Raw genomic sequence first — 24,527 nt, 5'->3', positions numbered from 1 at the left:
TCTCCTTGCCTCGCGGCGGGTAAGAGGCTAACTTAACGTTGTCACGCGTTAGAGTAGGCCTCGGGTTGATGGATATCGACTCGGGGCTTTTCTCTTTGTATCTTTCGCTCGGGCTCCAGAGACAAAGATCCAGAGCACCCGCCCGCAGTATATTCATCTCACCACAACGCCTCGTGTTCCTTTTCGCACGCAATATCGTTTTTGCGCAACCGCTCGCAGCATCTTGCAACATCCTGAAAAAAAAAAGCTCAGCGACGCTGAGCCTTTGATACCAGAGAAAGCACGACCGAGACGCCGATTACGACGTCTGCTTACGCAACAAATAAACGAAGTACGGCGCACCGATAAAGGTCGCCAATAACCCGGCGGGGATCTGATACGGGAACAGCAGCATCCGGCCGCACCAGTCGGCAAACACCATCAGCAGGCCGCCCAGCATCGCGGCGATCACCATCTGCGGCAGCGCGCGGCGGAAGCCCAGCATGCGCGCCATATGCGGCGCCATCAGCCCGACAAAGCTCAACGGCCCAACGGTCAGGGTCGCCATGGCGGTCAGCACGGCAGCCAACAAGAGAATGGTCAACCGCGCCGGCGTCAGCGCAATGCCGACCGAACGGGCGGTGGCGCCGCCAAGCGGCAGGATGGTCAACCAACGGCGGCACAGCGGCGCCAATACCATCAGGCCGGCGGCCACCAGCGCGGTGCGCAGTGCCTGCGCCGGCTCCACCGAATAGGTCGAACCGGAGAGCCAGGTCAGCAAGCCCCCCATACGCGGATCGCCGCTGGCCAACAGCAGGAAGATGACGGTGGTAAAGGCGGTGCTGAGCGCGATACCGGCGAGCAGCATGCGTTCGGTCGAGAAACCGCCGCGGCCTGCGGCTATCATGATGATCAGCAGCGTCGCGGCCGCCCCCAGGCTGCCGGCGGGCAGCAGCCAAACGAAGGCGTCGCCCGGCACCATAAACAGCATCATCACGACGCCAAAAGCGGCACCGGAGCTGATGCCCAACACTTCCGGGCTGGCCATCGGGTTGCCGGTCAATTTCTGGATCAGCGTGCCGGCGACCGCCAACATCATGCCCGCCGCCAGCGCCGACAACACCCGCGGCCAACGCCACGGCAGCAGAGCGTCCAGTTCCGCGCCCAGGCTCCAGTGCCAGCCGCCGGCATTTTTGCCCAGCATCAGCGCCAGCGTCAGGCCGATCAGCAGTACGAGGCCGCCCCCCAGGATCCAGGCAGGCAGATTCCCGCGTTCGGCAGGCACCTTGTCACCGAGGTTCATCGGCGGTGGCGTGGCGGCGCTGCGCAAACGCGGCAGCAACCACAGCAGCAGCGGTGCGCCGAACAGCGCGGTGGCCGCGCCGGTCGGGATCTCGCGCCACACCTGCGTTACCCCAAGCATCACCTGATCGGTCAACCACAGCAACAGCGCCCCCAGCAACGGGGCCAGCATCATGCGGTGCGCCAGGCGGCGCGCGCCCAGCATCTTCGCCATCAGCGGTGCAAACAGGCCGATAAAGCCGATAACGCCCACCGCACTCACCAACATGGCACTGAAGATAATGGCCAGCCCCAGGGTACAGAAGCGCGCCATCGATAGCCCCAGCCCCAGGTTGCGCGCTACGCCGTCGTCCAGCCCCAGCAGCGTCAGCGGGCGCAGCAACAGCGCCGCCAGCGCGCCGGCCACCAGCAAACGCGGCAAAATGAACTGCACGGCGCTCCAGTCCTGTTGATTCAACGCACCGGTTCCCCACAGGAACATGCCCTGCAGCTGATCGTAATGAAACAGCGCCAACAGGCTATTGACCGCGCCGCAGTACAGCCCCAGCACCAGCCCGGCCAGAATCAGCGTGACCGGCGACATCCGCTTGCCCCAGGCGACGCCGAACACCAGCCCGCCTACCACGATCGCCCCCACCATAGCGGCCAGCTGGCGGGTGAATTCTCCCCCCGGCAGCACCCACAGCGTGGCGATGGTCAGGCCGAGCTGCGCGCCGGCGGCGACGCCGAGCGTCGACGGTTCCGCCAACGGATTGCGCAACACCTGCTGGAACAGCACGCCGACCAACCCCAGACCGGCGCCGGCCAACAGCGACACCGTCAACCGCGGCAGCAGGCTGTAATGGAACAGCATTTGCCGCACGTCGTCGATGTCCGGCGCGCTGAGCGCCCGCGCCCATTGCGCCGGCGGCAGCTGTTGCGCCAGGTTGTCTATCGTCAGGCCACCTGCCGCTGCCAGCAACAGCAGGATCAGCGTCAACGGTAATCTCCGGATGCCCGAATTCATGCCCCACTCTCCTGGGCCTGCGCCAACAGGCGGCAGAACCGCATCGTCGACAGCGTGGCGCCGTAGAACCACACAGCCGGCACCTGCCGCAGCTGGTTTTGCCGCACGAAGGGTAACGACTGCCACAGCGGCGTCGCGCTGACCTTGTCCATCATCGCCTGATTGCCGTGATCGAGATAGATAACCCGGGCGTTACGCACCGTGGCCAACCGTTCAATGCCCACCACCGCCGTGCCCCAAAAATTGGTTTCTTCCTGCCAGGCATTGCGGATGCCCAGTTGATCCATCGCCTCTTGAAACAGGCTTTGCTGGCCGATGATCAACGCATGGCGCGTGTCGATCAGTGAAAACAGCAGCAGCGGTTGCCGGGTGTAACTTTGCAGGCGCTGACGCGCGTCCTGCATAAAGTTGTCGAACTGCGCCAGGTGGTTTACCGCCCGGCTTTCTATGCCCAACCGCTGCCCCAGCGCCATCAGCGATTGGCGGGCGACGGTCAACGGTTTGCCGCTGCCGTCGTTGAAGCCGAAGCTCATGGTTGGCGCGATGGGTTGGATTTTTCGCGGCGTCGGGCCATAGCCTTGCGACAGCAACACCAGCGAAGGCTGGAGCTGCTGCAGCAGTTCGAGATTAGGTTCGGTGCGCTGCCCGACGTCTACCACCGTCGCCGGCAACGTCGGATCCGCCACCCACAGGTTGTAGTTATGCACATCGGCCACCGCCAACGGCGTCACGCCCAATGCCAGCAGCAGCTCGATCGGCAGCCATTCCAGCGCCGCAACGCGCGCGATATCCGGCGGCGCATCCGCCGCTCTGCCGGGCAAAGATCCCAACAGCGGCGACAGCGCCAACGCCATCAGCAGACGACGGCGCAGCGGATCGTGAGAAGAAGTGAATGCGGAAGACATCAGTAGACAAAACTCACCGGCGCGCCGCCGCTTGGATGCGGCAACGTGCCCATAGGAATACCGTAAATTTGCTCCAGAACCGGCCCCTGCATCAGTTCCAGCGGGCTGCCCTGAGCGATCATTTCACCGCCGCGCAGCGCTACCAAATGGTCGCAATAGCGCGCCGCCATGTTGATGTCGTGCAGCACGGCGATCACCGTAAGATCGCGTTCGCGGCTCAGGCGCTGGATAAGCGCCAGCACCTCAACCTGATGCGCGATGTCCAGCGCCGACGTCGGCTCGTCGAGCAGCAGGCAGCGGCTGTCCTGCGCCACCATCATCGCCAGCCAGGCGCGTTGGCGCTCGCCGCCGGACAGGCTGTCCACCAGACGATGGGCGAACGGCTTCAGCCCCACCAGCGCGATGGCCTCTTCCACCAATTGGCGATCGTTGGCGCCAAAACGCCCCAGCGCGCCATGCCACGGATAGCGGCCGACAGCCACCAGCTCGCGCACCGTCATGCCTTCCGCCGCAGGCAACTGCTGCGGCAGGTAGGCCACCTGGCGGGCGAAGGATTTACTGTCCCACTGGGCCACCGGCTGCCGATTGAGCAATACCTGACCGCCACTGGGGGCGTGGTGCCGCCCGAGCAATTTCAACAGGGTGGATTTACCGGAACCGTTATGGCCGATCAGGCCGCAGACTTTGCCCTGGGGAAAACTGAGCGACAGCGGTTGCAACAGTATTCGGCCGGGGACGGCGAAGCTGGCGTTATCCAGCGCGAAGGTCGCGCCGGGATTAAGAAGTTTGTCCTGCATAGATCCTGCTTTGTCCGGGGCGACGCGGCGCCGCCCCGACTATCCGGTTAGAAACGGAAGGTTGCGGTGGCGACCACCTGGCGTTCTGCACCCCAGTAGCAGCCATAGGTAGCAAAGCAGCTGGAGACATATTCCTTGTCAAACAGGTTGTTCACATTAATGCCAATTGAAGAACCCGGCAAATTGAAACGCGCCAGATCATATTTTATCGCGGCATCAAACACCGTGTAATCCTTCACTTTAAACGTATTGGCTTCATCACCATAGCTGGAGCCAACATAGCGAACGCCAGAACCCAGGGTCAAACCGCTAATCGCAGTTTCATGGAAGGTGTAATCCGCCCACAGAGAAGCCATATGCTTGGGAATCGCAGATGGCGTGTTGCCCTGCAGTGACGTATCTTTGGTGTATTCAGCATCCGTATAAGTATAAGCCCCCAACACATTGAGGTTGGCCGACAGTGCCGCTTTAGCCTCCAACTCAATCCCGCGAGAGCGGACCTCACCGCCCTGGACACTAAAGAATGGGTGCTCAAGATCGGCCACTTTATTGTTGGTTTTAGTCAGCTGGTAGAGCGCTACGCTGGCGGTAATCGGACGATCTTTCGGTGCATATTTAACACCGGCCTCATACTGTTTACCTTTCGATGCTGCAAAGGTATTACCAGAGAAATCAGTACCCGAAGTCGGCTCAAACGATTCGCTGTAGCTGACATAAGGCGCAATGCCGTTTTCAAATACATAGTTCAAACCGGCACGGCCAGTAAACTGGTTGTCCTGCTGCTTGGAAACAGAATTCTGGTTCAGGCGATTGGTACTGTTGGTATCGCTCCAGTCGTAGCGGCCCCCCATCGTCAGCACCCAACGGTTCCATTCAGCCTGGTCTTGCACATAGAGCCCTGTCTGTTCTTGACGATTAACCTGGCTGGCGCCGCCGGTAATGGTATAGCTTCGATTACCGTATTGTGGGGCGATGACATTCAGATCGGATGCGCTGCCATATTGATAAACGACATCATTGCGCATACGCATATAATCAACGCCCATCAACAAGGTGTGGTCAACCAACCCCGTCGCAAATTTAGCCTGCGCCTGCGTGTCTACCGCAAAGCTGGACATATGCTCTTTGGAGTTCATCACGCCACGCTTCAGCACAGCAGAATTATCGGGATCGATGCCAAGGCCATAAATAGAGCGGTAGTCCACATCCATCTTCGAATAACGCAAGTTTTGGCGCACTGTCCAAACCTCATCGAAGGCATGTTCAAAGGCATACCCGACCATCTGCTGCTTACGCGAAATGTTGTTATAACCAGGCTCTCCATCGTTGAAGCTGGTCGGCAGCTTACCGTTGATGCCATTTTGCACCGTCCCCTCTTTCGGCAGCCAGCCATAGAAACCGACGCTAGGATCGTCCTGGAAACTGCTGAGGAAAGTCAGGGAGGTACGATCATCTGGCCGCCAACTGAAGGAAGGGGCAATGGCATAACGTTTGCTCTTCTCACCAACCTGCTGCTGATCTTCATCACGCGCCACACCGGTCAGACGATATGAGTAAACACCCGCATCATCCAAGGCATCACTGAAGTCAAAGCCGGTCTGGAACAGATTATCTGTCCCCATCTTGAACTGCACTTCATGCAACGTCTCTGTCGTCGGTCGTTTACTGACCAGAGCGACAACCCCGCCAGGGTTGCTTTTACCGTACAATACCGAAGACGGCCCGCGCAGCACTTCCGCTCGCTCAAGGAAATAAGGATCGATCTGATAGATCGAATAGTTATCATCCTGCAGTTTCAAGCCATCCAGGTACATATTGGTACCTACCGAGCTGAAACCACGAATGTTTACGGCGTCGTAGGCGGTGGAAGCACCACGATTCCCAATCATCACACCCGGCGTATAAGCCAGCGCGCCCTTCACCGTATCCGGCTGGCGCATGTCCATCTCTTCACGCGTCACCACGGAAACGGACTGCGGGTTCTTCTCGATCGGCGTATCGGTTTTGGTGCCGGTGGCGCTGCGTTTGGCGGCATAGGTGCCGACCGGCCCCCAGGCGCTTTCCTGCTGGGCGGTATTGCTACCGCCCACAACGGTAATCGTGTCTTCCTTGGCGGCGGCGGAAAAAGCCGGCATCGCCAGCGTGCCCAACGCCGCAGCGACGGTGATCGCTAACGCGCTGGCGGAGGGGCGGCCCTGCTTGGCCACAGTAGATGAAAGACGCTTGGTCGGCATAGTTGGTTTCTCTGATGAATTATTAAATAACGAATGTAAACGATAATAATTATTATAAGCGTCGCATTTTATGCAGAAGCCAAATTAAACTGCAAGCCGAATTCATGGGACGAATAGGTTAACAATTAGGCGCTTAGCCTTGCGGTGAGCAGGGAAATAAAATGAGCGGAAAAATAAAAAAGCCCGCAACCAGAGGTTACGGGCTGAATAACAAAGAAAAAATTTTCACCGGGGCCGGGCCCCGGCAGTGCTTACTGGCCGAACATATCCTTGATCCAACCGGCGACACCATCGCCATCTTTTTGCTCACCCGCTGCCGGCTGCTGCTGCTGCTGCACCGCCGCCTGGCTGGCCTGACACAATCCTTGCGGATTGTCGGTCCAGACCGGGATGGTACGCCAGCTGCCGCCACCACAGATGAAATTGCCGGCAGAGTCGATGCTCATCTGGTTAATGCCTTCCGGCGGCTGCAGCATCAGCGGCAGCGGCGTCTGGTTTTCCAGATAACGGCGATACAGGGTCAACGCGCCGTTGGCGCCGGTCAGCTTGGCCGGGCCGTTATTGTCGCGCCCCACCCAAGCAATCGCCACTTCCTTGCCGTCGATGCCGGCAAACCAGCTGTCGCGCAGATCGTTGGTGGTACCGGTTTTCGCCGCCAGGTTGTAGTTCGGGAACTTCACCGACAGCGAGCGGGAAGTCCCGCGCGCCACGCCTTGCTGCATCGCGTACAGCGTCAGGTAAGCGGCCTGCGCCGGCACCATGCGTTCCGCCTGTGGGAAGCTCTGGTACAGCACCGTGCCGTCTTCGGCGATCACCGAACGCACCGCCGACAGCGGCGCACGGTTACCGCCGCTGGCGATAGTCTGGTACTCCTGCGCGACTTCCATCGGCGTCAGGCCGATCGCCCCCAGCAGCATCGAAGGCACCGGGTTGATCTCCGCTTTCGGGATACCCAGGCGTTGCAGCGTAGCGCTGATCTGATCCAGCCCGACCGACAGGCCGAGGTTCACCGTCGGCACGTTCAGCGAGTTGGCTAACGCATCCACCAGCATCACCTGACCACGGAATTTGCGGTCATAGTTGTTCGGCTGCCAAACGGCGCCGTTCGGCTGTTTCAGCGACAGCGGCGCATCCGCCAGCCAGGTGTTGAGACGGTATTTGTCCGGCTCGGACAGCGCGGTCAGGTACGTCGGCGGCTTGGCCAGCGAGCCGACCAGGCGACGCGCCTGCATGGCACGGTTGAAACCGGCAAACTGCGGGTTGGCGCCGCCGACCATGGCGCGCACTTCACCGCTGAAGCGATCGACGATCACCATCGCCGCTTCCAGATCCTGCAAGTGACGCGCGGCACGCAGCGCCGGGATGCCGTCTTCGACCGCTTTTTCCGCCGCGTCTTGCGACACCGGATCCAGCGTGGTGAAGATCTTCACGCCGGACAGATCATTCACCTTATCGCCCAGCTTGGTCTGCAGTTCCTGACGCACCATCTGCATAAACGCCGGCTGCGGCGTAATGACGCCGCCTTTCGGCTGCACGCCCAGCGGACGCGCACTCAGCATGTCATACAGTTCGCCGTCGATCACACCCTGGTTTTGCAGCAGCTTTAGCACCAGGTTGCGGCGCTCCAACGCCAGTTTCGGGTTGCGCCACGGGTTGTACAGTGAAGCGCCCTTAACCATGCCCACCAGCAACGCCTGCTGATCGAGGCTCAGCTCATCCACCGGACGGCCGAAGTAATACAGGCTGGCCAGCGGGAAGCCGCGGATCTGATCGCTGCCGCTCTGGCCGAGGTACACCTCGTTCAGGTACAGCTCCAGAATGCGGTCCTTGCTGTAACGGTAGTCCACCAACAGCGCCATATAGGCTTCGTTGGCCTTGCGCCACAGCGAACGTTCGTTGCTCAAGAACAGGTTCTTCACCAGCTGCTGCGTCAGCGTACTGCCGCCCTGCACCGCACGACCTGCGGTCAGGTTAGCCAGCACCGCGCGGCCGATGGAGTACGGGCTGATGCCGTCGTGCTCATAGAAGTGGCGGTCTTCCGTGGCGATCAGCGTATCCACCAACAGATCCGGGAAGCCGGATCGCGGCACGAACAGGCGCTGTTCGCCGTTCGGCGACTGCAGCATAGTGATCAGGCGCGGATCGAGACGGAAGAAGCCGAAGCTGCGGCCGCTGTCCAGGTTTTCGATCTTCGCCAGACGGTTGTTCTGGAAATCGAGGCGGGCGCGGATCTGCCCTTCTTTGCCATCCGGGAAGTCGAACGGGCGGCGCAGCATCTCGATGCTGTTGGCCTGCACGGTGAACTCACCCGGGCGCGTCATGCGGCTGACCTGGCGATACTGCATGCCTTCCAGCAGATCGACCATTTCCTTTTTGCTGTACGGCATGCCCGGTTCCAGGTTGACCATGCGGCCGTACACCGCCGCCGGCAACTGCCAGACCTTACCGTCGATGCGGCTGCGGATCTGCGAATCCAGATAAACGCCGTAGATCGCCAACAGCACGGCGAGCACCAGGATCAGTTTGATAATCAGGCCGAGCCAGCGGCGTTTTTTACGCGGCGGAGTCGCTTTTACCTTACGCGGCATGCGTTCCTCCTCCTCTTCATACTCATCATCGTCATACTCGTCTTCTTCGTAATCGTCATAATCGTCGTCTCGGCGACGGCGCGGCGGCTTGCGCGACGCGGTGTTTTTTGGTTGTTTCCCTTTGCGCCCGATGGGCTCGCGGTCATCCCCAGCCATGGCTGTTGTTCTCCGAGCTTGCCGACACTGCCGGCCATGATTAGTCGCTTAATCTGTGCCGACGCCGGGGCGCTGACCAGAAGAAACATCTGAATTCCATACTCTAAATGATTGCGGCCTACTGATATTTCTTCGTTCGGCGCGTCGGTGCCGCATTGGCCGGATCGTCCGGCCAAACGTGTTTCGGGTAGCGGCCCTTCATCTCTTTTTGCACCTCGCGGTAGGCGCCTTGCCAGAAGGCCGCCAGATCGCCGGTGATTTGCAACGGCCGGTGCGCCGGTGAGAGTAACTCAAGCACCACCGGGATGCGACCCTCCGCCAACATCGGGCTGCGCTGCTCGCCGAACACCTCCTGCAAACGCACCGCCAGTGCCGGCGGTTTGCCGGCCTCATAACGGATCGGCAGGCGGCTGCCGGTCGGCACAGTGTAATGAGTGGGTAACGCATTATCCAGCCGCTGCTTTTGCTGCCAGTCCAACAGGCGGGACAGCGCCTCGGCGATATTGACCTGCTTCAATCCGCGCAGATCGCGCACGCCGTTCAGCGACGGCAACAGCCATTGCTCCAGCGCCGCCAGCAGCGGTTCTTCGTCCATCGCCGGCCACGCCGCTTCCGGCAGCCAGGTTTGCGCGCACTGCAGACGCACTCGCAATTGCTCGGCGGCGCCCTCCCAATTGAGCACCGCCAGCCCCTGTGCACGCACCCAATCGAGCAGCGCCTGTTGCAGCTCCTCGTCCGCCGGCTTGGCCAACGGCTGAGCGCGCAACGTCAGGCGGCCGATCTGTTGGCGCTTCCAGGCGCGCAGCGTGCCCTTCTCTTCGTCCCATTCCACCGCCGTGCGCTGCGTGACGATCGCCGGCAGCTGTGCCGCCAACGCCTCGATATCCACCGGCAGCGCCAGCAGAATGCGCGTATCCGGGCTGTTGTGGCTCTGCAACAGGCTGGGGACGATCAGCCAAGGCGCACGCGACAGCGCCTCATCCTGGTTCATGGCCGCCCCCATACCGTTGGCCAACAGGTAGCGCCCGTCCTGACCGCGCCGCTGGGCGATGCGGTCAGTAAACGCCAGAGCCAGCAGGTGCGGCGCAAGATCGATGTCGATCTGCCCCGCACGTTGCGGCAGGCGTTTGGTCAATTGCGCGGCGCGCTGCCACCAGTTCGGTTGCGGGCGGCTCAGCCAATAACCGATGTCCATCTGCCCGCTGCGCGGCGGTTCTTCCAGCAATGCCGCCAGCAACGCCGCCGTCGCCAGGCCTTCGGCGCTCAGCGCCACACCGGCGGCCAGCATCGCCGCCAGTCGCGGCTCGCATCCCAGTGCGGCCATTTGGCGGCCCGACGCGGTGAGTTTGTCGCCGTCGTCCGTGGCGCCCAGACGATGCAGCAATGCCCTGGCCGCCGCCCATGCCGCCGCAGGAGGCGCATCAAGCCAGGTCAGCTGCGCCGGGTCATGGCAGCCCCACTGCAGCAGTTCGAGCCAGAAGCCGGCGAGATCGCTCTGCAAAATTTCCGGTTCGGCATGTTCCGCCGCGCGCTCCGCCTGTTCTTTGGCAAACAGATGCCAGCAGATACCCGGCTCCAGACGCCCGGCGCGCCCGGCACGCTGCACCATCGACGCCTGACTGATGCGCTGCGTCGCCAGCCGCGTCAAACCGTTGCGCACGTCGTAGTGCGCCGCGCGCTCCAGGCCGCTGTCCACCACCAGCCGAATGCCCTCGATCGTCAGGCTGGTCTCGGCAATGTTGGTCGCCAGCACCACCTTGCGGCGACCAGGCGCCGCCGGTTGGATCGCCTTCTGCTGTTGCGCCAGAGGCAGGGCGCCATACAGCGGGCAAAGGTCGGTGTCATTCGCCACCTCGCCGGTCAAACGCTCCAGCACTCTGTTGATTTCCGCCACGCCCGGCAGGAACAGCAGCACTGAACCCGGCTGTTCGGCCAGCAGGCGTTTCACCGCCGCCGCGACGCCATCCTCCAGCCGCTGATGGCTGGCCAACGGCTGATACTGCCGTTCAACCGGGAAACTGCGCCCTTCGGACACCACCACTGGCGCTTCCGGCAGCAACTGCGACAGGCGAGCGTTATCCAGCGTGGCCGACATGATCAACAGTTTCAGATCGTCGCGCAGCCCCTGCTGTACATCGAGCAGCAGCGCCAGCGCCAGATCGGCCTGCAGGCTGCGTTCGTGGAACTCATCGAGGATCACCAACGACACGCCCTGCAACTCGGCGTCCTGCTGCAGCATGCGGGTGAGAATGCCTTCCGTCACCACTTCCAGCCGGGTGTGCGGCCCGCTTTTACTTTCGGCGCGCATACGGTAGCCCACGGTCTGGCCGGGCTCCTCCCCCAGTTGCTGCGCCAGGCGATAGGCGACGTTTTTCGCCGCCAGCCGCCGTGGCTCCAGCATGATAATGCGCCCAGGCAGCCCGGCTTTGGCCAAGATCTGCAGCGGCAGCCAGGTGGATTTACCGGCGCCGGTCGGGGCGTGCAACAGCACCTGCGGGGCGGACTGCAACGCAGCCAACAACTCATCAAGCACCGCGCTGACGGGCAATGAAGACACTGAACTCTCCATAGGGGTTAAGGTTAAACGGCGTACATTGTAGCATTAGGTTTATGCCCGCAACCTTTCAAACTGCGGCGCCGTTAGCTATAGTACGAGCCTCATTCATGCGCCCCGCCCCGCGCGGGCCGCTGCAAGCCGCGTGCAAATCTGTTAGAAATCGCATCCGTGTGATTTCTTCTGCGGCATTCAAATCGGTTCCGGACCGGTTTGTCCCGACAGATTTGTCATTATTACTGCCGAGCCCTCATGTCTAATTCGCGCCGCCTGTTTTTCGCCTTGTCCTTGCCTGACACCCTGCAACAGCAGGTTATCCGCTGGCGCGCCGAGGCGTTTACGCCGGAAGCCGGCCGGCCGGTGGCGGCAGCCAATCTGCATTTGACGCTGGCGTTTCTCGGCGAGGTCAGCGCGCAAAAAGAGCAGGCGCTGCGCAAGCTGGCCGATCGCATCGTTCAACCCGGTTTCAGCATGCGGCTCGACGATCTCGGCCATTGGCCGCGCCCCGGTGTGGTCTGGCTCGGCACCCGCCGCGCGCCGCGCGGGCTGTTGCAGCTGGCAGAACTGTTGCGTTCGCAGGCCGCCCGCAGCGGCTGCCATCAAAGCGCGTTGCCATTTCATCCGCACATCACGCTGCTGCGCGCCGCCACCCAGCCGGTGGCGATCCCGCCGGCGACGCCGGGTTGGATCTTCAGCGCCGACGCCTTTTCCTTATATGAGTCGGTGTTCGAAAACGGCCGCACCCGTTATCAACACCTCGCACAGTGGCCGCTGGCCAAGCAGGCATCCGCATGATTTTCTCCCCGCCGCTGCGTTCCGCCACCCTGATCAAGCGTTACAAACGCTTTCTGGCGGACGTGATCACCCCGGAAGGGGAAACCTTTACGCTACACTGCGCCAATACCGGCGCCATGACCGGCTGCGCCACGCCCGGCGACACCGTTTGGTACTCCACCTCGGACAATCCCAAACGCAAATACGCCCACAGCTGGGAGCTGACCCATACCCAGCAAGGGCACTGGATTTGCGTCAATACCCTGCGCGCCAACGCGCTGGTGCGCGAGGCGATAGAACGGAATTTAATCAATGAATTATCCGGTTACAGTAAAATTAGCGCCGAGGTGAAATACGGCGGTGAAAACAGCCGTATCGATTTGTTATTACAGGCAGAAAACCGGGTTAACTGCTATATTGAAGTTAAGTCAGTCACATTACTGCAACAACAACGTGGTTACTTTCCTGATGCGGTAACGCTCAGAGGGCAAAAGCACCTGCGTGAGTTGCTCAGCGTGGTTGAAAGCGGGCAACGGGCGGTGTTGTTCTTTGCCGTGTTACACAGCGGTATTGAGCAGGTCGCACCGGCACATCATATAGATGAGCGCTATGCGGCGCTGTTGGCACAGGTCCGGCAGTTGGGAGTGGAAGTGGTTTGCTACGGGGCAAAATTATCACCTGACGGTATTTATCTCTGCGATAAGCTGCCGTTTTTTATCGATTAGCGCAGTCGGGTCCCTATAAATAAGCAACCGACCAGCACGATCGCCAAATACGCCCTCCTTCACACGATTGTCAAGCGGGCGACAGGAATAATTGCCAACCTACCTTCCTTCTGTTATTTATAGCGGCCTGTTTTTCCCCCGCATTGGGGATTCGATAGTGCGTGTGTATGTAGGAGAAGCAACATGCAAGAAGGGCAAAACCGTAAAACCTCGTCCTTGAGCATTCTCGCCATCGCTGGGGTGGAGCCGTACCAAGAGAAGCCGGGCGAAGAGTACATGAACGACGCCCAGTTGTCGCATTTCAAGCGCATTCTTGAAGCGTGGCGCAACCAGCTCAGGGACGAAGTGGACCGTACTGTATCGCATATGCAAGACGAAGCTGCCAACTTCCCGGACCCGGTTGACCGCGCCGCGCAGGAAGAAGAGTTCAGCCTTGAACTGCGTAACCGTGACCGTGAACGCAAACTGATCAAAAAGATCGAGAAAACGCTGAAGAAAGTAGAAGACGAAGATTTCGGCTACTGCGAATCTTGCGGCGTGGAGATCGGCATTCGTCGCCTCGAAGCGCGTCCGACCGCCGATCTGTGCATCGACTGCAAGACGCTGGCTGAGATCCGCGAAAAGCAGATGGCCGGCTAATACCGCTACTCTAAATGATTGGAGCTGCATCAAGGCGGCTAGAATGCGCATCCCGATGAGCTTACTCCAGTAAGTGATTCGGGTAAGCAAGCGCAGCTAACACAGATGCAGTTTCAAGCATAACGAGTATGTTACCGCTGCGGCGTGCGCACCCGCGTGCGCCGCACAGAGAAAAGGGAACCTCTCCCCTCTGATATGCAAGAAAGTCATTATGTGGGGCGCTTTGCCCCATCGCCTTCCGGAGATCTGCATTTCGGTTCGCTGATTGCCGCTCTGGGAAGCTACCTTCAGGCTCGCGCCCAACGCGGGCAGTGGCTGGTTCGTATCGAAGATATCGACCCGCCGCGCGAAATCCCCGGCGCCGCCGCTCGCATCTTGTCCGCGCTGGAACATTATGGTCTCCACTGGGACGGCCAGGTCATCTATCAATCCCAACGTCACGACGCCTACCGCGCCGCGCTGGATCTGTTGCAGCGCCGGGGGCTCAGCTATTACTGCACCTGCACCCGCAGCCGCATCCAGCAAATCGGCGGATTGTACGATGGCCACTGCCGCGATTTGCAGCTCAGCCCGCAGGGCGCCGCTATCCGTCTGCGCCAGACCGCGCCCGTCTACGGGTTTCACGATCGCCTGCAGGGAGAATTGCACGCCGATCCGGCGCTGGCGGGGGAAGACTTTATCATTCGCCGCCGCGACGGCCTGTTCGCCTACAACCTGGCGGTGGTGATCGACGACCATTTTCAGGGCGTGACCGAGATTGTGCGCGGCGCCGACCTGATCGAACCGACGGTGCGCCAAATCGCCCTCTACCGCCAGCTGCAGGCGCCGGTGCCCGCCTATGTGCATCTGCCGCTGGCGCTGGGCGCCAATGGCATCAAGCTGTCGAAGCAAAACCATGCGCCGGCGCTGCCCGCAGGCGACCCGCGTCCGGTGCTGATCGCCGCGCTGAAATTTCTACGCCAACCGCTGCCGGAAAGCTGGCAAGATCTTGACCTGCCATTATTATTGAGCTGGGCGGTCGAACATTGGCGATTGGAAAACGTGCCGCGCCAGGAGGCAATCCCCCTGGATGAAAACACGCCGGCATTCTCAAAGGAGCCATGGTGAGCTATGATTAGCCGCTATTTTTTGTTAGCTCCATTTTTATCAGTCACTATCGAGGTGTACCATTTTTACCCGAGTAGCCAACTTTTGTCGTAAGGTACTGACCCGCGATGACAAGCTGCCCCGCGACGAAGCGGCGGCCGGCGATAAAAACGTAGTCCGCGAAGAGCGTGCAGCGGCGCCAAGCCGCCCCGCGCCGCAGCCGCGCGCCGCCGATAACGGCAGCAACGCCCCTGCCCGCCGCTCAACGCCGCGCAAGCGTCCGCCCTTTCCCATCGCCGAGAGCAACGACTCGATGACCGTGATCCCGCGCGAACAGCATTCGATCTCACGCAAAGACATCAGCGAAAACGCGCTGAAGGTGCTTTATCGCCTGAATAAGTCCGGCTACGAAGCCTATCTGGTCGGCGGTGGCGTGCGCGATCTGCTGCTCGGCAAAAAACCGAAAGATTTCGACATCACCACCAACGCCACGCCGGAGCAAGTGCGCAAACTGTTCCGCAACTGCCGCCTGGTCGGCCGCCGTTTCCGTCTGGCGCACGTGATGTTCGGGCCGGAAATCATCGAAGTGGCCACTTTCCGCGGCCACCACGAGCAAAGTCAGGAATCCGACAAGAACTCTTCCCAGCAGGCGCAAAACGGCATGCTGCTGCGCGACAACATCTTCGGTTCGATTGAAGAAGACGCCCAGCGCCGCGATTTCACCATCAACAGCCTGTACTACGGCGTGGCCGATTTCACCCTGCGCGATTACGTCGGCGGCCTGAACGACTTGAAACAGGGCGTGATTCGCCTGATCGGCGATCCGGAAACCCGCTACCGCGAAGATCCGGTGCGCATGCTGCGCGCGGTGCGCTTCGCCGCCAAGCTGGATATGCGCATCAGCGACGAGACCGCCGAGCCGATCCCGCGCCTGGCCTCGCTGCTGCATGAGATCCCGCCGGCGCGCCTGTTCGAAGAATCCCTCAAGCTGCTGCAGGCAGGTTACGGTTTCCAGACCTACCTGAAGCTGTGCGAATACCAGCTGTTCCAACCGCTGTTCCCGCTGATCGCCCGTAACTTCACGCCGAACCACGATACGCCGATGGAGCGCATTCTGGTGCAGGTGCTGAAGAACACCGATCACCGTCTGCAAAACGACATGCGCGTCAACCCGGCGTTCCTGTTTGCCGCCATGCTGTGGTACCCGCTGCTGGAGCACGCGCAGAAGCTGGCGCAGGAAAGCGGCCTGGCCTACTACGACGCCTTCGCGCTGGCAATGAACGACGTGCTCGACGAGCAGTGCCGCTCGCTGGCGATCCCGAAACGCATCACCACGCTGGTACGCGATATCTGGCAGCTGCAGCTGCGCCTGTCCCGCCGTCAGGGCAAACGCGCGCACAAACTGATGGAGCATCCGAAATTCCGTGCCGCCTATGATTTGCTGGCGCTGCGTGCGGAAGTGGAAGACAATCAGGAGATGCTGCGTCTGGCCGAATGGTGGGGCGAGTTCCAGGACGCCACGCCGGCGCGGCAGAAAGCCATGCTGAGCACCCTGGGTGACGATCCGGCGCCGCGCCGCGCGCGTCAACGCCGTCCTCGCCGCCGGGCACCGCGTAAAGAAGGGGCATAATGATCCGCGTTTATATCGCGCTGGGTAGCAACCTGGCGCAGCCGCTGCAACAGGTGAAAGCCGCACTGGAGGCGCTGGAGCATCTCCCGCGCACCCGGCTGGTCACTTGCTCTTCGTTTTACCGCACCAAGCCGCTGGGGCCGCAAAACCAGCCGGACTTTCTCAACGCGGTGGTGGCACTGGATACCCTGTTGCCGCCCGAACAGCTGCTCGACCATACCCAGGCGATAGAACGCAATCAGGGGCGCGTGCGCAAGGATGAACGCTGGGGGCCGCGCACGCTCGATCTGGACATCATGCTGTACGGCGACAAGGTGATCCATACCGAGCGCCTGACGGTGCCGCATTACGGCCTGAAAGAGCGCGAATTCATGCTCTACCCGCTGGCGGAAATCGCGCCCGACCTGATTTTCCCCGATGGCGAGCCGCTCGCCAGCTGCCTCAAGCGCGTGCCGGAAAACGGCATGGCGCTGTGGCACCAGTCAAAACCGAAGTCCTGACTCCGCTATAACACCAGCCGCGCAACGAACCCGCCCGCCGGGCGATTGGCGAAGCCGATCTGTAAACCATGCAAGCCGGCGATACGCTGCACGATCGAGAGCCCCAGCCCGCTGCCGGTTTGTTCCTGCCCCGGCGGGCGATAGAAGCGTTCTCCCAGCCGCGCCAGATGTTCCGTGGTGACGCCCGGGCCGTCGTCCTCCACCGTCAGCGAGCGTTCGCTCAGCGTCACGACGACGGCGCCGCCCTGCGGGGTATAGCGCACCGCGTTGTCCAGCAAGTTACGCAACAGCAGCGACAGCAGCAAAGTCTCCCCCTGACGCGGCGGCGGCGTTCCCCGATGTTCATAGCGTAGCGTCACGCCCGCCGCATGGGCCTGCCGATCCTGCTCAGCCAGGGTCATCGTCACCAGATCGTTCCAGTCGATCGGCGCCAGCTCGGCCAGATCCGACAGCGAATCCAGCCGCGACAGCGTCAGCAGCTGATCCACCAGCCGGGTAGCGCGATCGATGCCGACCGTCAGGTTGTCCAACGCGTGCTCACGCATCGGCGCATCGTCCCCCGCCAGCTGCACCACTTCGGTCTGCACCCGCAGTGCCGCCAGCGGACTGCGCAACTCGTGCGCGGCATCGGAGGTGAAACGCCGCTCCCGCACCAGCAAAGCGTTGATGCGGGCGAACAACGCATTGAGCGCATCCACCAGCGGACGTACCTCAGTCGGCACCTGGCGCGCGTCCAGCGGCGTCGCGTCGTCGGGCGCGCGCCGGCGCAAACCGGCCGCCACCACGCGCAGCGGCCGCAGCTCGCGCCCCACCATCAGCGCGATCAGCAGCATCAGCACCGGCAGCGTCGCCAACCAAGGGGCCAGCTGGCCGGTCACCATGCCCAGCGCCATATCGCGCCGGTAATCCCACGCCTGGCCGACCACGATGCGATAACGCCCGTCCGGGCTGGTCAGCCACAGCAGGCGCCAGCTGTCGTCATCGCCTTTGCGTTCGCCATTGGTAAACCCTTCTCGCTCCCCATCAAACAGGAAGTCGGCGCCGTTCTCGCCGTCGTTGAGCAGCATCTTGCCGTCGCGATCGAAGATGGCGAACGCCAGCGCGTCGTCGTCCTGATCGCCGCGTTTGCCGTGATGCACCAGCTTCTTGGTTTTCGGCAGGCTGCGCGCGCTTTCATCGGCCAGCAGATCGCCGAGGTTGGCGGTCGCCAACCGTTTGGCGAACAGCATCTGTTGGGTATCGAACACTTCGTTGATGGTGTTGCGCGACATCACCCAGGCCACCACGCTGGCGGTGCACCAGGTCAGCAACGCCAATAGGCTGAAAATCAGGATCAGGCGCAAACGCAGGCTGAGACGCTTCACGGCGCATCCCCCAACGTGTAGCCCACGCCGTGGATGGTGCGGATGAAACCGTTGCCCAGCTTGCGCCGCAGGTGATGAATATGCACCTCCACCGCGTTGCTGCTCACCTCGTCGTCCCAGTTGTACAACTTCTCCTGAATCAACGGCCGCGCCAACACCCGCCCCTTGTTGTGCAGGAACAGCTCCAGCACTGCCAGTTCGCGCGGCGTCAGCGTTACCGGCTCGCCGTTGCAGCTTACACTGCGGGTGGCGCTGTCGAACACCACGTTACCGTGCGTCAGCTGCGGCATCAGTTGGCCGTGGCGACGGCGGATCAGCGCCTGTAGGCGCGCCGCCACCTCAGCCAGCGCGAACGGTTTGCACAGGTAATCGTCGGCGCCGCTTTGCAGCCCGCTGACCCGCTGCTCCAGCGCGTCGCGGGCGGTGAGGATCAGCACCGGCACGTCCTGCCCGGCCTGGCGCCACTGGCGCAGCAGATCCAAACCGTCGAGGCCCGGCAGGCTGAGATCGAGGATCACCGCGTCGTACGGCGCGCTGTCCAGCGCATGTCTGCCGACGGCGCCATCGGTGAACCAGTCCAGATTGAAGCCGAGTTTGGTCAGCCCGGCCTTGATGCCGTCACCAATTAATTTGTCATCTTCGATCAGCAGAATTCGCATGAGTATCCCTTTTGAGTCATGGCGTCATTGCACCACAAGGTTCTTAAGAACCGCTTAAGCGTGGCGATCCGCGCTACCCACCCCGATCGGGTTACAGTAGAATGACTGCACTTTTTTTGCAGCCTGGGCCTGCGTACGCCGCACGGCCCGTTTCAGGAGACGTTGTGATGAAACCCACCACCGTGACCCATTTACGCCAGTGGAAACAGGAGCAACGCAAGTTTGCTACCCTTACCGCCTACGATGCCAGCTTTGCCAAACTGTTTGAAGAGCAAGGCATCAAAGTCCTGTTGGTGGGCGATTCGCTGGGCATGACGCTGCAGGGCCACAACTCCACGCTGCCGGTCACCGTCGCCGACGTAGCCTATCACACTCGCGCCGTGCGCCGCGGCGCGCCGGCCTGCTTGCTGCTGGCCGATCTGCCGTTCATGAGTTACGCCACGCCGGAACAGACCTTCGCCAACGCCGCCGAACTGATGCGCGCCGGCGCCAACATGGTGAAACTGGAAGGCGGCAGCTGGCTGTGCGACACGGTGAAAATGCTCGCCGAGCGCGCTGTGCCGGTGTGCGGCCACCTGGGCCTGACGCCGCAGTCGGTCAACGTGTTCGGCGGCTATAAGGTACAGGGGCGCGACGAACTGGCCGCCAAACAGCTGCTGCAGGACGCACAGAATCTGGAACTGGCCGGCATTCAGCTGCTGGTGCTGGAGTGCGTGCCGACCGAGCTGGCGCGCCAAATCACCGAAGCGCTGTCCATTCCGGTCATCGGCATCGGCGCCGGCAACGGCACCGACGGCCAGATCCTGGTGATGCACGACGCCTTCGGCATCACCGGCGGCCACACGCCGAAATTCGCCAAGAACTTCCTGGCGCAGAGCGGCGATATCCGCGCGGCGGTGCAGCACTACATTCAGGAAGTGGAGCAAGGCCTCTATCCGGCGGCTGAACACTCTTTTAACTAAGCGATGGTTCCAGGAGTCACCCAATGATTATTATCGAAACCCTGCCGCTGCTGCGTCAGCAGATCCGCCGCTGGCGCCAGGAAGGCAAACGCATCGCGCTGGTGCCGACCATGGGCAACCTGCACGACGGCCATATGACGCTGGTCGATGAGGCTCGCGCCCGTGCCGACGTGGTGGTGGTAAGCATCTTCGTCAACCCGATGCAGTTCGACCGCCCGGACGATCTGGCGCGTTACCCGCGCACGCTGCAGGAAGACAGCGAGAAGCTGACCCGCCGCGGCGTCGATCTGGTGTTCGCGCCAGCGCCGGCCGCGGTCTATCCACAGGGGCTGGAACAGCAGACCTATGTCGACGTGCCGGGCATCTCCACCATCCTGGAAGGCGCAAGCCGGCCGGGCCACTTCCGCGGCGTTTCCACCATTGTCAGCAAGCTGTTCAACCTGGTGCAGCCTGATTTGGCCTGCTTCGGCGAGAAGGACTACCAGCAGCTGGCGCTGATCCGCAAGATGGTGGCGGACATGGGCTACGACATCGATATCGTCGGCGTGCCGACCGTGCGCGCCAAAGACGGCCTGGCCCTCAGCTCACGCAACGGCTACCTGACCGCCGAAGAGCGCAAGATAGCCCCGCAGCTGAGCACCATCATGAATGCGCTGGCGCAACAGTTGGCCAATGGCGAACGCCATGTCGATGAACTGCTGGAACAGACCGCCGAGCAACTGCGCGCCGCCGGCTTTACGCCGGACGAACTGTTTATCCGCGACGCCGACAGCCTGCAGCCGCTGACGGTGGACAGCCAACGGGCGGTGGTGCTGATGGCCGCCTGGCTGGGCAAGGCGCGCCTGATCGACAATCAGCAAGTCGACCTGACGCTGTAAGCCGTTTTTTATACTGCCGTCACCCTGATACCCTGGCCATAGGTAGACAATGGCAGGGTTATCGGTGACGATAGAGAGTGCAGGGATGCAGGAAAGATGTTCAACCCCAGCGCCTGTGAAGGCCGATATTCAGTTAGGTAAAGCTATGATACGTACTATGCTGCAAGGCAAGCTGCATCGCGTCAAAGTCACTCAGGCTGACTTGCACTATGAAGGGTCCTGCGCCATCGACCAGGACTTCCTGGAGGCCGCCGGCATTCTGGAATATGAAGCGATCGATATTTACAACGTGGATAACGGCCAGCGCTTCTCCACTTACGCCATCGCCGCCGAGCGCGGTTCGCGCATCATTTCGGTCAACGGCGCCGCCGCGCGCTGCGCCTGCGTGGGCGACAAACTGATCATCTGCTCCTATGTGCAAATGAGCGACGCCGACGCCCGCCAACACCACCCTAAAGTCGCCTACTTCGAAGGTGACAACAACCTGCAGCGCAAGGCGAAAGCCGTGCCGGTTCAGGTCGCCTGACAGTCAAAACGGGCGCCTGACGCGCCCGTTCTTCCTTACCCTTACTGCACCATCGTGCCCGGTTTATTGGCTATCCGATCCGCCATGGTCTGGATCGAGTCGGTGCGCAGTATATACAGCCGCTTCAGCGTATAGGGGTTATCCCCCGGTTTAACCTTCCCCTGCACCGTGGTCACCGCCATATGGAAGCCGGCATCTTGCGCCGCCTGAATCCCCCGCTGGTTGTAGCCGCCAAACGGGTAGGACAGATACAGCACGTGCGGGTTGAACTGCGACAACGCGCGGCGTGAGCGCTCAAAGTCGAACTCGATGTTGTGCAGCGAGCGGCTCAGCAAAATCGGCTGGCGATTGCCGTCGGTGCGGTGCAGGAAGTGGGTATGCGACTGCACGTCGAACACGTCCTGGATCTGCTTCAGCTCCGAGATGCTCATAAACTGCAGCGAATCCGGATTCCACTTCTGCGGATGGCGCTTGATACGCGAAGAAATGATGAACGCCGTGGCGCGGAAACCGTAATCTTTCAGCACCGGATAAGCGTAGCGATAGACCGATTTCAGCCCGTCGTCGAAGGTCAGCACAATCGCTTTGCCCGGCAGATTGATCTGGTTCTTCAGGTAGGCTTCCAGCTGATACAGCGAAATAGTGTCATAGCCCGCCTGCTTCAGATAGGTCATCTGGTTGCTGAACGCCACGTCTGAGGTGGTGGTCGAGGTGTGGCGGAAGCGCTTGTTCTCTTCGTTTTTCAGCAGATGGTGATAAGTCAGCACCGGTATGCCGGTGTCGATCTCGCAGTCCAGTTCATTGACGTACCCCAGTCGATCGCCGATGTTGACCTCGTACCAGGTATTGTTCAGCCGATCCTTCAGCTTACCGATGATCGGATAGCGCAGGTTACCTTCCAGCGAACCGAAGACCTCGCTGTCCTTGTCCGCAGCAGTGTATACGTTCGTCGCCTTCTGGGTGATCAGATTCTGGTTGGTCAACGGCTTGTTCAGCTCGCCCAGATCGTCTTGCACCTTGCGCGACTTCTTCAGCTCACGCACGTCGCCCTTATCGATAAAGCCGGTGCCGTGCCCGAACTTGAACTCATAGTATTCCGCATCCGCCGGGAACACCTGGATCAGCTGCCCGCGCTTCACTTCTCCTACCGGGATGACATGCTCGCCGATCAGCGCATAGACTTCGCTATCGCGCTGCGCTTCCATGTATTCAGATTTAACCGCGCTGTCTTTCGACAGCAGATTCGCCAGGCTCACAGGGGAAACCACCGACATCAGAATGCCGAGTAACCCAGCCGCTATCTTGTATTGAAGCCGCATGATGTTGTTCTGCTTACGAGTGCGTAATGACAAAAGTGAAGGAAATGTGGAGCGTCAGCATAGCACGATTTGAACAGCGGGGAACTAGCGGTTATTTGAGCGATTCTATTGATTTACGCGCCGCCTGCGCTAAATCAATAAAAGCGCCCCCGCCAGGAAAGCGAGGGCGCAGTACAATCAGCTGCGCAGACCGCGGCCGCGCTCGATAAGGTACCAGGACAGCAGGTAGAACACCGCGATAAACGCCACCAGCACCGCCATGGTGAACGCCAGCGGCACGTCGTTGATGCCGAGGAAACCGTAGCGGAAGCCGCTGATCATATAGACGATCGGGTTCAGCTTGGACACCGCCTGCCAAAACGGCGGCAGCAGCGACAGCGAGTAGAACACCCCGCCCAAGTAAGTCAGCGGCGTCAGCACGAAGGTCGGGATCAGACTAATGTCGTCGAAGGTGGTGGCGAACACCGCATTGATCAGCCCCGCCAGCGAGAACAGGATCGCCGTCAGCAACAGCGTCAGCGCAATCACCCACCAGGCGTGCACCTGCAGCGGCACGAAGAACAGTGAAATCACCGTCACCAGCAGGCCGACGCAAATGCCACGCGCCACGCCGCCACCGACATAGCCGGCGATCACCACGTGGGTCGGCACCGGTGCCACCAGCAGTTCCTCAATATTGCGCTGGAACTTGGCGCTGAAGAACGACGACGCGACGTTGGCGTAAGAGTTGGTGATCACCGCCATCATGATCAAACCGGGCACGATGAACTGCATATAGCTGAAGCCGTGCATATCGCCGATGCGCGAGCCGATCAGGTTGCCGAAGATGATGAAGTACAGCGTCATGGTGATCACCGGCGGCACCAGGGTCTGGATCCAAATGCGCGCGAAGCGGTTCACCTCTTTGGCCCAGATGCTCTGCAAGGCCACCCAATACAAACGCGTCATGCTTTCTCTCCATTACCGTTAACCAGGGTGACAAACAGCTCTTCCAGGCGGTTCGCCTTGTTGCGCATGCTCAGCACCTGAACGCCTTGTGCGCTCAGCTGGGCGAACAGGCCGTTCAGCCCCTGCTCGCGCATCACTTCCACTTCCAGCGTAGAGGTATCCGTCAGGCGGCTGTGGTAGCCCTCCAGCTTCGGCAGCGGGCTCTTCGCCGCCAGATCGAGAATGAAGGTTTCCGACTTCAACTTGGCCAGCAGCCCCTTCATCGAGGTGTTTTCCACCAGCTCCCCGTTCTGGATGATGCCGATATTGCGGCACAGCATCTCCGCCTCTTCCAGATAGTGCGTGGTGAGGATGATGGTGGTGCCCTGTGCATTCAGCTCTTTCAGGAAGCCCCACATCGAACGGCGCAGCTCGATATCCACCCCGGCGGTCGGTTCATCGAGGATCAACAGCTTCGGTTGGTGCATCAACGCGCGGGCGATCATCAAACGGCGCTTCATGCCGCCGGACAGCATACGAGCGCGCTCATTGCGCTTGCCCCACAGATCCAGCTGATTGAGGTATTTTTCCGCACGCGCCATCGCTTCTCGCCGCGTCACGCCGTAGTAACCGGCCTGGTTCACCACGATCTGCAACACGGTCTCAAACGGGTTGAAGTTGAACTCCTGCGGCACCAGGCCGAGCTGGCGTTTGGCGTTGACGATGTCTTTATCGATGTCGTAACCGAACACCCGCACACTGCCGGCAGTTTTATTCACCAGCGAACTGATAATGCCGATGGTGGTGGATTTTCCGGCGCCGTTTGGCCCCAGCAGGGCATAAAAATCCCCCGCCTCGACGTTCAGGTCGATGCCGCGCAACGCCTTGACGCCGCCGGCGTATGTCTTGGTCAACTGCGCTAATTCCAGTGCATAATTCATATGTAAAAGAGTACCTTATGACGATGAGTATGCCGCCGCGCCCCTGTTTGCGAGGCTTGAAACGCTAACGATAATC

The 24,527-nt window shown here is 61.0% G+C and carries 20 protein-coding genes; 9 read left to right on the top strand and 11 right to left on the bottom strand.

Translation table 11 applies throughout. The annotated features are described in order from the left end of the window. Nucleotides 1-298: 298 nt before the first annotated feature. From fhuB to hrpB, 6 genes are all read right to left on the bottom strand, one after another. Nucleotides 299-2,287, bottom strand: coding sequence for a Fe(3+)-hydroxamate ABC transporter permease FhuB (fhuB, locus tag BHU62_RS20850; RefSeq protein ID WP_073534183.1), 1,989 nt, complete (start codon nt 2,285-2,287; stop codon nt 299-301). Next, nucleotides 2,284-3,192: a Fe(3+)-hydroxamate ABC transporter substrate-binding protein FhuD gene (fhuD, locus tag BHU62_RS20845; protein WP_073534180.1), complete on the bottom strand. Its 909-nt coding sequence runs from the start codon at nt 3,190-3,192 to the stop codon at nt 2,284-2,286. The genes fhuB and fhuD overlap by 4 nt, the downstream gene beginning before the upstream one ends. Continuing rightward, nucleotides 3,192-3,989 (bottom strand): Fe3+-hydroxamate ABC transporter ATP-binding protein FhuC, encoded by a 798-nt coding sequence (fhuC, locus tag BHU62_RS20840; RefSeq protein WP_073534178.1) that lies wholly within the window; start codon nt 3,987-3,989, stop codon nt 3,192-3,194. The genes fhuD and fhuC overlap by 1 nt, the downstream gene beginning before the upstream one ends. A gap of 47 nt (nt 3,990-4,036) precedes the next feature. Continuing rightward, a complete protein-coding gene (gene fhuA, locus BHU62_RS20835; protein ID WP_073534175.1) occupies nt 4,037-6,223 on the bottom strand; it encodes a ferrichrome porin FhuA in 2,187 nt (728 codons plus the stop codon). Nucleotides 6,224-6,474: 251 nt separating this feature from the next. Continuing rightward, entirely contained in the window at nt 6,475-8,967 is a 2,493-nt protein-coding gene (gene mrcB, locus BHU62_RS20830) for a bifunctional glycosyl transferase/transpeptidase (protein ID WP_073534173.1), read from the bottom strand. A gap of 118 nt (nt 8,968-9,085) precedes the next feature. Beyond that, nucleotides 9,086-11,536, bottom strand: a complete 2,451-nt coding sequence (hrpB, locus tag BHU62_RS20825; protein WP_236720695.1) for an ATP-dependent helicase HrpB — start codon at nt 11,534-11,536, stop codon at nt 9,086-9,088. 237 nt (nt 11,537-11,773) lie between these two features. Here hrpB and thpR point away from each other — a divergent pair, with 237 nt between their 5' ends. From thpR to folK, 6 genes are all read left to right on the top strand, one after another. Continuing rightward, entirely contained in the window at nt 11,774-12,316 is a 543-nt protein-coding gene (gene thpR, locus BHU62_RS20820) for an RNA 2',3'-cyclic phosphodiesterase (RefSeq protein WP_073534170.1), read from the top strand. Then, nucleotides 12,313-13,020 (top strand): DNA/RNA nuclease SfsA, encoded by a 708-nt coding sequence (gene sfsA / locus BHU62_RS20815; RefSeq protein WP_073534168.1) that lies wholly within the window; start codon nt 12,313-12,315, stop codon nt 13,018-13,020. The genes thpR and sfsA overlap by 4 nt, the downstream gene beginning before the upstream one ends. Nucleotides 13,021-13,203: 183 nt before the next feature. Continuing rightward, the gene (gene dksA, locus BHU62_RS20805) at nt 13,204-13,659 is read left to right on the top strand and encodes an RNA polymerase-binding protein DksA (RefSeq protein WP_061798640.1); all 456 of its coding nucleotides are present in this window, start codon (nt 13,204-13,206) and stop codon (nt 13,657-13,659) included. Nucleotides 13,660-13,854: 195 nt separating this feature from the next. Beyond that, nucleotides 13,855-14,766: a tRNA glutamyl-Q(34) synthetase GluQRS gene (gene gluQRS, locus BHU62_RS20800; protein ID WP_073534166.1), complete on the top strand. Its 912-nt coding sequence runs from the start codon at nt 13,855-13,857 to the stop codon at nt 14,764-14,766. Between the two features lie 61 nt (nt 14,767-14,827). Next, nucleotides 14,828-16,375, top strand: a complete 1,548-nt coding sequence (gene pcnB, locus BHU62_RS20795; protein ID WP_073534165.1) for a polynucleotide adenylyltransferase PcnB — start codon at nt 14,828-14,830, stop codon at nt 16,373-16,375. Continuing rightward, on the top strand, nt 16,375-16,875 hold the full coding sequence (gene folK, locus BHU62_RS20790; protein WP_073534164.1) for a 2-amino-4-hydroxy-6-hydroxymethyldihydropteridine diphosphokinase: 501 nt from the start codon (nt 16,375-16,377) through the stop codon (nt 16,873-16,875). Before pcnB ends, folK begins: the two co-directional genes overlap by 1 nt. 5 nt (nt 16,876-16,880) lie before the next feature. Here the strand turns inward: folK and qseC are convergent, their stop codons facing one another. Both qseC and qseB read right to left on the bottom strand, forming a co-directional pair. Continuing rightward, nucleotides 16,881-18,239: a quorum sensing histidine kinase QseC gene (qseC, locus tag BHU62_RS20785; RefSeq protein WP_073534163.1), complete on the bottom strand. Its 1,359-nt coding sequence runs from the start codon at nt 18,237-18,239 to the stop codon at nt 16,881-16,883. Beyond that, entirely contained in the window at nt 18,236-18,898 is a 663-nt protein-coding gene (gene qseB / locus BHU62_RS20780) for a quorum sensing response regulator transcription factor QseB (RefSeq protein WP_073534162.1), read from the bottom strand. Before qseB ends, qseC begins: the two co-directional genes overlap by 4 nt. A gap of 167 nt (nt 18,899-19,065) precedes the next feature. On the opposite strand from qseB, the gene panB reads away from it, so the two are divergent. The 3 genes from panB (at nt 19,066) to panD (ending at nt 21,264) form a co-directional block, all read left to right on the top strand. Continuing rightward, on the top strand, nt 19,066-19,860 hold the full coding sequence (gene panB / locus BHU62_RS20775) for a 3-methyl-2-oxobutanoate hydroxymethyltransferase (RefSeq protein WP_073534161.1): 795 nt from the start codon (nt 19,066-19,068) through the stop codon (nt 19,858-19,860). Nucleotides 19,861-19,883: 23 nt separating this feature from the next. Then, nucleotides 19,884-20,738 carry a pantoate--beta-alanine ligase gene (gene panC, locus BHU62_RS20770; protein WP_073534160.1) on the top strand — a complete coding sequence of 285 codons (855 nt, stop codon included), beginning with the start codon at nt 19,884-19,886 and terminating at the stop codon, nt 20,736-20,738. A 145-nt stretch (nt 20,739-20,883) separates the two neighbouring features. Then, nucleotides 20,884-21,264: an aspartate 1-decarboxylase gene (gene panD / locus BHU62_RS20765; protein ID WP_037416822.1), complete on the top strand. Its 381-nt coding sequence runs from the start codon at nt 20,884-20,886 to the stop codon at nt 21,262-21,264. A 41-nt stretch (nt 21,265-21,305) separates the two neighbouring features. Here panD and BHU62_RS20760 read toward each other — a convergent pair whose 3' ends face one another. The 3 genes from BHU62_RS20760 to BHU62_RS20750 form a co-directional block, all read right to left on the bottom strand. Beyond that, complete coding sequence (locus BHU62_RS20760; RefSeq protein WP_073534159.1) at nt 21,306-22,583, bottom strand: polysaccharide deacetylase family protein; 1,278 nt, start codon at nt 22,581-22,583, stop codon at nt 21,306-21,308. Between the two features lie 177 nt (nt 22,584-22,760). Then, nucleotides 22,761-23,531: an ABC transporter permease gene (locus BHU62_RS20755; RefSeq protein ID WP_073534158.1), complete on the bottom strand. Its 771-nt coding sequence runs from the start codon at nt 23,529-23,531 to the stop codon at nt 22,761-22,763. After that, a complete protein-coding gene (locus tag BHU62_RS20750) occupies nt 23,528-24,451 on the bottom strand; it encodes an ABC transporter ATP-binding protein (protein ID WP_073534157.1) in 924 nt (307 codons plus the stop codon). Before BHU62_RS20750 ends, BHU62_RS20755 begins: the two co-directional genes overlap by 4 nt. Nucleotides 24,452-24,527: the final 76 nt, after the last annotated feature.

It is taken from the genome of Serratia marcescens (assembly GCF_001902635.1).
In the GTDB taxonomy this organism is placed as follows: Bacteria; Pseudomonadota; Gammaproteobacteria; order Enterobacterales; family Enterobacteriaceae; genus Serratia; species Serratia marcescens_F.
Note: the sequence above shows the minus strand (reverse complement) of the source record. Positions and strands in the feature narration are given on the sequence as shown.

What these genes read in the sequence shown, in the direction of transcription:
- panB (WP_073534161.1), top strand. Translation starts at nt 19,066, where the DNA reads ATGAAACCCACCACCGTGACCCATTTACGCCAGTGGAAACAGGAGCAA.
- panC (WP_073534160.1), top strand. Translation starts at nt 19,884, where the DNA reads ATGATTATTATCGAAACCCTGCCGCTGCTGCGTCAGCAGATCCGCCGC.
- BHU62_RS20750 (WP_073534157.1), bottom strand. Translation starts at nt 24,451, where the DNA reads ATGAATTATGCACTGGAATTAGCGCAGTTGACCAAGACATACGCCGGC.
- fhuD (WP_073534180.1), bottom strand. Translation starts at nt 3,192, where the DNA reads ATGTCTTCCGCATTCACTTCTTCTCACGATCCGCTGCGCCGTCGTCTG.
- panD (WP_037416822.1), top strand. Translation starts at nt 20,884, where the DNA reads ATGATACGTACTATGCTGCAAGGCAAGCTGCATCGCGTCAAAGTCACT.
- thpR (WP_073534170.1), top strand. Translation starts at nt 11,774, where the DNA reads ATGTCTAATTCGCGCCGCCTGTTTTTCGCCTTGTCCTTGCCTGACACC.
- fhuC (WP_073534178.1), bottom strand. Translation starts at nt 3,989, where the DNA reads ATGCAGGACAAACTTCTTAATCCCGGCGCGACCTTCGCGCTGGATAAC.
- folK (WP_073534164.1), top strand. Translation starts at nt 16,375, where the DNA reads ATGATCCGCGTTTATATCGCGCTGGGTAGCAACCTGGCGCAGCCGCTG.
- BHU62_RS20760 (WP_073534159.1), bottom strand. Translation starts at nt 22,583, where the DNA reads ATGCGGCTTCAATACAAGATAGCGGCTGGGTTACTCGGCATTCTGATG.
- gluQRS (WP_073534166.1), top strand. Translation starts at nt 13,855, where the DNA reads ATGCAAGAAAGTCATTATGTGGGGCGCTTTGCCCCATCGCCTTCCGGA.
- qseB (WP_073534162.1), bottom strand. Translation starts at nt 18,898, where the DNA reads ATGCGAATTCTGCTGATCGAAGATGACAAATTAATTGGTGACGGCATC.
- sfsA (WP_073534168.1), top strand. Translation starts at nt 12,313, where the DNA reads ATGATTTTCTCCCCGCCGCTGCGTTCCGCCACCCTGATCAAGCGTTAC.
- fhuA (WP_073534175.1), bottom strand. Translation starts at nt 6,223, where the DNA reads ATGCCGACCAAGCGTCTTTCATCTACTGTGGCCAAGCAGGGCCGCCCC.
- hrpB (WP_236720695.1), bottom strand. Translation starts at nt 11,536, where the DNA reads ATGGAGAGTTCAGTGTCTTCATTGCCCGTCAGCGCGGTGCTTGATGAG.
- BHU62_RS20755 (WP_073534158.1), bottom strand. Translation starts at nt 23,531, where the DNA reads ATGACGCGTTTGTATTGGGTGGCCTTGCAGAGCATCTGGGCCAAAGAG.
- mrcB (WP_073534173.1), bottom strand. Translation starts at nt 8,967, where the DNA reads ATGGCTGGGGATGACCGCGAGCCCATCGGGCGCAAAGGGAAACAACCA.
- dksA (WP_061798640.1), top strand. Translation starts at nt 13,204, where the DNA reads ATGCAAGAAGGGCAAAACCGTAAAACCTCGTCCTTGAGCATTCTCGCC.
- fhuB (WP_073534183.1), bottom strand. Translation starts at nt 2,287, where the DNA reads ATGAATTCGGGCATCCGGAGATTACCGTTGACGCTGATCCTGCTGTTG.